The organism is Caldimonas caldifontis (assembly GCF_002930615.1).
Classification (GTDB): Bacteria; Pseudomonadota; Gammaproteobacteria; order Burkholderiales; family Burkholderiaceae_C; genus Caldimonas; species Caldimonas caldifontis.
The window spans coordinates 41580-47929 of the sequence record NZ_PSNX01000018.1; the positions used below are offsets into that span (position 1 = coordinate 41580).

Annotated in this window: 6 protein-coding genes; 2 read left to right on the plus strand and 4 right to left on the minus strand. The window is 69.7% G+C overall.

Translation table 11 applies throughout. The features are described from left to right. Nucleotides 1–4: 4 nt before the first annotated feature. On the minus strand, nucleotides 5–2152 hold the full coding sequence (locus C1704_RS16685; RefSeq protein WP_146076105.1) for a PAS domain S-box protein: 2148 nt from the start codon (nucleotides 2150–2152) through the stop codon (nucleotides 5–7). Between the two features lie 73 nt (nucleotides 2153–2225). After that, entirely contained in the window at nucleotides 2226–3173 is a 948-nt protein-coding gene (locus tag C1704_RS16690; protein ID WP_170064728.1) for a heme-dependent oxidative N-demethylase subunit alpha family protein, read from the minus strand. A 208-nt stretch (nucleotides 3174–3381) separates the two neighbouring features. Here C1704_RS16690 and C1704_RS16695 point away from each other — a divergent pair, with 208 nt between their 5' ends. Then, the gene (locus C1704_RS16695; protein ID WP_104303873.1) at nucleotides 3382–4374 is read left to right on the plus strand and encodes a tripartite tricarboxylate transporter substrate binding protein; all 993 of its coding nucleotides are present in this window, start codon (nucleotides 3382–3384) and stop codon (nucleotides 4372–4374) included. A gap of 21 nt (nucleotides 4375–4395) precedes the next feature. Here the strand turns inward: C1704_RS16695 and C1704_RS16700 are convergent, their stop codons facing one another. After that, the gene (locus tag C1704_RS16700) at nucleotides 4396–5001 is read right to left on the minus strand and encodes a 2-hydroxychromene-2-carboxylate isomerase (RefSeq protein ID WP_104303874.1); all 606 of its coding nucleotides are present in this window, start codon (nucleotides 4999–5001) and stop codon (nucleotides 4396–4398) included. An 81-nt stretch (nucleotides 5002–5082) separates the two neighbouring features. Beyond that, entirely contained in the window at nucleotides 5083–5811 is a 729-nt protein-coding gene (locus C1704_RS16705) for a lipase secretion chaperone (RefSeq protein WP_104303875.1), read from the minus strand. A 273-nt stretch (nucleotides 5812–6084) separates the two neighbouring features. Here C1704_RS16705 and C1704_RS16710 point away from each other — a divergent pair. After that, a partial coding sequence (locus tag C1704_RS16710) for a poly(ethylene terephthalate) hydrolase family protein (RefSeq protein WP_473206052.1) occupies nucleotides 6085–6350 on the plus strand: 266 nt, incomplete at its 3' end.

Consider the following 6350-nt stretch of genomic DNA (forward strand, 5'->3'; position numbering starts at 1 on the left):
CCCGTCAGGCGCCGACGCGCACCCACCGGCGCAGCGTGGCATGCAAGCTGCGCAGGTCGATCGGCTTGGCCAGAAAATCATCCATGCCAGCCTCCCGGGCGCGCTGCTGCTCGGACACCATGGCGGCCGCGGTGAGCGCGATGATGGGCAGCCTTGCGTTGCCCGGCTGGCGGCGGATGTGACTGGTGGCTTCGTAGCCACTCATGTCGGGCATGTGGACGTCCATGAGCACTGCATCCAGGCGGCCACCGGCCTGCGCCACGGCTTCGAGCGCCTGGCGGCCATCCTGGGCCTGCACCACCTCGACCCCCCAGCGCTCGAGCATGCTCACGGCGATCATCATGTTGACCGGGTTGTCCTCCACCACCAGCACCCGCGCGCCACGCAGGTCGTCCTCGCCCGGCTCCGGCAAGGCTTGAGGCACGGTATGGGGCGGGATCTCGGGCATCGGCAGTTCCGCCCAGAATACGCTTCCCCGCCCGACCTCGCTGCGCACTCCCACCTCGCCCCCCATCAGCCGGGCCAGCTGGCGACAGATCGACAGGCCCAGCCCGGTGCCGCCGTAACGACGTGTCGTGGAGTCGTCCGCCTGGGTGAAGGGTTCGAACAGGCTGTCCTGCAAGGCCGCGTCGATGCCGGGCCCGGTGTCGCTCACCTCGAAGCGCCAGCGCTGAGGCCCTGCGGGCCGCACGCGCAGCCCGATGCCCCCGCTGTCGGTGAACTTCAGGGCGTTGCTCAGGAAGTTGCCGAGGATCTGGCGAAGCCGTACCGGATCCGCCCGCACCAGCGGCGGCAGGCCTGCAGGCACGTCGAAATCGAAGCCCAGCGATTTGGCCCGCGCGAGTTCGGCATAGGAGTTCTGCAAGGAGTGAAGCACCTCCAGCGGGTCGAACTCGATGGCCTCGAGCGTCAGCCGGCCCGCCTCGATCTTGGACAGGTCCAGCACGTCGGAGATGACGGCCGACAAGGCGCGTGCGCTCTCCACCAGCCGCTGGAGGTAGTCATCGCGGCGACGCGGATCGACGTCGGGGACAGCCGCCAGCTGGGCCAGGCCCAGCACGCCGTGAAGGGGCGTGCGGATCTCGTGGCTCATGTTGGCCAGGAAGGCGCTCTTGGCGTGGCTGGCCGCTTCGGCCTGGTCCTTCGCCGCCGCCAGATCGGCGGCCGCCTGACGCGCCTCGGTGATGTCCTCGACGATCCAGATGGTGTCCGGGCCCTCACCATTGACACCGGCCGCTGCGGCAAGCACCGTGGCTCGCGATCGCGCCCAGAAGGGGCTGCCGTCGCGACGGCGCATCTCCCATTCGAAATCCAGGGGGCGCGTCTCGGCCATCGCCGCACGCACGTCCTCACGGGCAGATCGGAAGGCCCCATCATCGGGCCAGATGTCACGCACCGGATGGCCGCCAAGGGTGCCCGGCGCCCACCCCAGCATGCGCTCGAAGCGTTCGTTGACCTGGCGCAGCCGCCCCTGGCGCACCAGCGCGATGCCCACGGAAGCATTGTCGAAGATGGCGCGGTATTCGGCCTCGATGCGCTGGCGATCGGTCACGTCGTGCGAGACCACCAGCAGGTAGGACTGTTCGCCCACGGTGAAGAAGGTGCCCGACAGCTCCGTGTACACGGAGCGCCCGTCGCGGGCCCGGTAGCGCATCGGGAAGTTGACGATGCGGCCCTCCCGCCGGACCTCGCGCAGGAGCCGCTCGCGTTCGGCCTGATCCGGCAGCAGGCCGAGTTCCAGCACCGTGCGCCCCACCACTTCGTCCACCCGGTAGCCGATGATCTCTTCGAACCGGGGGTTGGCCATCACGTAACGCCCCGTGTCGGGGTCGGTGACGGTGATGACGTCGGGGCAGGCCTCGAACAGCCCGGCGAGCAGGGCCTCCGATGCGCGCAGCTCATCCACGCGCGCTTCGTGCTCACGCAGCGCATGCCGCAGCGCACGCACGTGGGTGACGAGCATCGAGGCCACTCCCAGCACACCGACCGCCCCGGCCCAGCGGGTCCAGGTCCCGGCACCCAGGAAGAGCCCCCCGAAGGCCAGCACGGCGATCCCGCCGGCCGCAGCCGCAGCCGCATAGACGGAAGCAGGCCAGCGCGGTGAGGCGCCAGCAGACGGGGCGAGCGCAGGACGCTCCGGCACAGGGCTCACTCGAAGGTCGTGGGGAGGGCTGGGAAAAGCGCCCCGGATTCTAGGAGGGCCCTTGCGCAGCCTGTCTAGGCGCTCACCCTAGGTTGTGGCCCCCACCCGCCACGCTCTCGCCCGGATCGTGAGGAATTCCCGCTGCCCACGCCAGGCCCTCCAGCAGCATGTCGCGCACGGGTGTGAGCCCGCGATACGCCAGCACCGCCTCGCTCATGGTGGCCAGGGCGTGATGCAGGCGCTCGGCGAGGCCGGGCAAGGTGTGGAGGGCCTCGGTCAGGGGCTGCACCCGCACGCGGATGGTGAACATGGCCTGCCGTGACGAGGGCAGGGGCAGGAAGGTCTGTCGTTCATGACGGAACCAGGTGCGCTGCATCAGTGCCTGCGGCGACAGATGCGTGGGCCAGGGGTGGCGCGCAGCCCTCACCGGATGCGCGTCCAGCAGGGCGTGGGACGTGAGCGTCCACACGAAACGCTCATGCGCTGCGCCCTGTGTGACCTGGTCGATGCGGCGAGCCGCCTGCTGCATCAGCAGCGTGTTGTCGGCCACCGGTGCGTGGATGGCCGTGAAGTGCAGGCCGATCTTCTCGCGGGGCACCCAGAAGGACGGCAGGCACACCGCCATCCAGGGCACACAGCCACTGGTCCCGTCGAGCACAGCGAGGTCTTCCTCGAAGGCCAGCGCCAGCAGCCCCGCCAGGCGCCACTCGGTGGGCAGTGCCGCCAGCACCTCGCCGGTGGCCGCATCGGCGCCCTCCATGGCGCGCAGCCGCCCTTGCACCGACACCGCCCAGCCGAGCCGGGCGGCCCGGGCTTCCTGCCCATCCCACGACCAGGCCTGCGGATGCTCCCGGGCGGCCTGGGCGCACAGGGCGTGCAGCGCCGGCGCCGCCTCGAAGCCCGGTTGCACGAGCAGCGCCTCGCCGGCGTCGTGCCCCAGCACCGACCGCTTGGCCACGCAGGCCGGCGCATCGGGCGCCAGGGGCGTGAGGTGGGCCCCCTGCACCAGCGGGTACAGGGTGGGCGTCATGAGGAAACGGCCCGGCGGAATGAGACGGTTGAGAGGGGGATGCACAGCAAGCTCCGTGCGCGGCATCACCCCATTGTGCACAGCGTCCATGCGCCCACCGCGTCGCGGGGTTCTTCTGCCCTGCAGTCCAACCCGGGGATAGCCCCGATCCCCTCCCGCGGTGGCGCTGCGCACACTCAAGCCATTGCCTATCGCCTATGGAGTTGCCATGAACCGTCTCACTCGCCGTCACCTCGTCCTGGCTGGACTGACCCTGGCGCTGGCCCCTGCCGCCTGGGCGCAGGCAGCGTGGCCAACCAAGCCCGTGCGCATCGTCGTGCCCTTTGCGCCGGGCGGCACCACCGACATCCTGGCGCGCGCGCTGGCGCCGGAGCTCAGCCGCGCCTTCGGGCAGCAGTTCATCATCGACAACAAGCCTGGCGCGGGGGGCAATGTGGGCGCGGCCGAGGTGGCCCGCGCACCCGCCGACGGCTACACCTTCCTGATGGGCACGGTGGGCACCCACGGCATCAACGTGTCGCTCTACAGCAAGATGCCCTACGACCCGGTGAAGGATTTCGCCCCGGTCACTCTGGTGGCCGGTGTGCCCAATGTGCTGGTGATGAATCCGGCCAAGGCGGCCGAGTACCGAATCGACTCCGTTCCCGACCTGATCCGCTTTGCCAGGGCCAACCCCGGCAAGCTCAACATGGCCTCCAGCGGCAACGGCACCTCCATCCACCTCTCGGGTGAGCTGTTCAAGACGATGACCGGCACCTTCATGGTCCACTTCCCCTACCGGGGCTCGGCGCCGGCCGTGACCGACCTGCTCGGGGGGCAGATGGACCTGATGTTCGACAACCTGCCCTCGTCGATGCCGCACATCCGCGCGGGCAAGCTCAAGGCCCTGGCCGTCACGAGCGCCTCGCGCTCCGACGCCCTGCCCGACGTGCCCACCATCGCCGAGGCCGGCCCCGTGAAGGGCTATGAAGCGAGTTCATGGTTCGGGCTGCTGGCCCCCGCCGGCACTCCTGCCGACATCATCAACCGTGTGCAGCAGGAAACCGCCAAGGCGCTGGCCAATCCGGCCATCAAGGAAAGGCTGCAGTCGCAAGGAGCCATCCCCAGCGGCAACACGCCGGCCGAGTTCGCCCGCCTGATCGACAGCGAGATCAGGAAGTGGGCCGCCGTGGTCAAGGCCTCCGGCGCGAAGGTGGATTGACGGCGAGGGCCGCCGCCCCGGTCAGCCCTTGGCCAGGCGCCGGTCGACGAAATCGAGCCGGTCCTGCCCCCAGAAGATCTCGCCCTCGATGACGTAGCTGGGCGCACCGAACACCCCGGCAGCAATCGCTTCCTGGGTGTTGGCTTCGTAGCGCTCGTGGGCGGCCTGGCTGTGGGCATCCTCGATGCGCGAGGCCGGCAGTTCGCATTCGCGCAGCAGCTCGGCCAGCACGGCCTCGTCGGCGATGTTGCGCTGCTCGGCCCACACGGCGCGCGTGATCGCGGTGACGAGGTGCATGGCCGCATCCGTGCCGTCCTTCTGGTCCACCGCCACGATGAGCTTGGCCGCGTCATCGCCCGCCACGGGGAAATAGGCCGGCTCGGGGTGGATGGGCATGTTCAGGTACTCGCCGAAGCGCTTGAGCTCCAGCAGGCGGTAGGCCTGGCGCTGAGGCGCCCGCTGCTTCAGCGGCAGGCCGCCCGAGACGGGAAACACCTTGCCGCCCAGATCCACCGGGCGCACCCGGATCGTCGCCCCATGGCGGCGTGCGATGTCCCAGAAACGCAGGTGGCCGAGATAGACGTAGGGAGACTGCGGCGCGAAGTAGTAGTCGACGGTCAGGGGCATGGGGAACTCCAGTCAGGCGGCCCGACTGTAAGCCCAGTCGCGGCCGCCTGCACGGCCCAGCGGTCATGCCCCTCGCTCCGATCAGGGCGCGCTGGCCGCAGCAGCCGCCTCCTCGGGGATGGAGTCCTGGAGTTCGGGGGGCAGCTGGGCCCGCAGGGCCCGCAGCCGCTCCTGGCGCTCCGGCGGGCTGAGCGAGTCATCCTGCGCCACGAAACTTGCCTCCATCACGAGACGGCCGTGACGCAGTTCGTCGCCGAACACGGCCTCGGCCGTGTCGGCGCCGAAGTGGCGGCGTTGCACGGCCTCCATCTGCGCAAAGAAGGCCTGCGCCTCGTCGCGGTTGGTGGGAATGCCCAGGCGCAGGTACTCGCTGCGCATGTCCTTCAGGTAAGCGCGGTAGCCATGGACGAGGGCAATGGCCTTCTGCGCATCGGCCGCCGGCAGGCCGTCGCGCAGCGTCCACTCCAGACGCTCGAGGTCTTCGGCGCTGGGCTCCTGCGGCAGGTTGGACAGCAGGATCTCCAGGGTCTCGCGGGTGCGGCCGTCGATGGACAGGCCGCCTGCGTAGCCGATCTCGAACAGGCGGGCGGCATCCACCGTCAGGCCCATGAGGTCGATGGGCTGTTTCATGCCGGGGGCGCCCTCGGCTTGCGCCAGGGCCGTGGGCCCGGGGCGTGCCTCGACGCTGTGCCCAGGCATGGCCGATCCGGCAGGCGAATCCACCGGTGACAGCCACCGGTTCAGGCTCACCGCCAGACCCAGGATCACCAGGGCCGCCAGCAGCCAGGGCAGCGTGCGTCGATTCAGCATGGGTTCGTCCCAGAGTTGTGGGCATGGTGCCTCCCGCAAGCGCCGCACGCAAGCAAGCCAGCAGCGCGGCCGCCCAGGGAAAACACCAAGCCCGGTTGACACCTGCGGCACTCGGGACCTTCCCTGATCGAGGGAAAACCCGGCGTATCAATCTGAACGGCCATGCAATTATAAAACTGCACGGCCGTGCAAATCAATGGGAGCCAAAGGAGGACGGATCCCGTTGCCGCAAGGCCCGTGTTCTTCCATCACACAAACCTTTCGGAGACTCAAATGACAACATCGAAGATCCAGGCCTTCGCGCTGGCCGCCTGCGCCGCCGCGGCGCTCCTGTGCGCGGCCGGCACCGCCCACGCCCAGTTCCAGAAGGGGCCCGACCCCACGGCGGCAGCCCTGGAACGCAACGGCCCCTTCGCCATCCGCAGCACCTCGGTATCCAGCCTCGTCAGCGGTTTCGGCGGCGGGCGGCTCTACTACCCCACGGCCACCGGCACCTACGGCGCCATTGCGGTGTCGCCCGGCTACACCGGCACCTCGTC

Excerpts from the sequence above, each read along its gene's own strand:
- C1704_RS16690 (WP_170064728.1), bottom strand. The coding sequence starts at position 3,173 with ATGACGCCCACCCTGTACCCGCTGGTGCAGGGGGCCCACCTCACGCCC.
- C1704_RS16695 (WP_104303873.1), top strand. The coding sequence starts at position 3,382 with ATGAACCGTCTCACTCGCCGTCACCTCGTCCTGGCTGGACTGACCCTG.
- C1704_RS16700 (WP_104303874.1), bottom strand. The coding sequence starts at position 5,001 with ATGCCCCTGACCGTCGACTACTACTTCGCGCCGCAGTCTCCCTACGTC.
- C1704_RS16705 (WP_104303875.1), bottom strand. The coding sequence starts at position 5,811 with ATGCTGAATCGACGCACGCTGCCCTGGCTGCTGGCGGCCCTGGTGATC.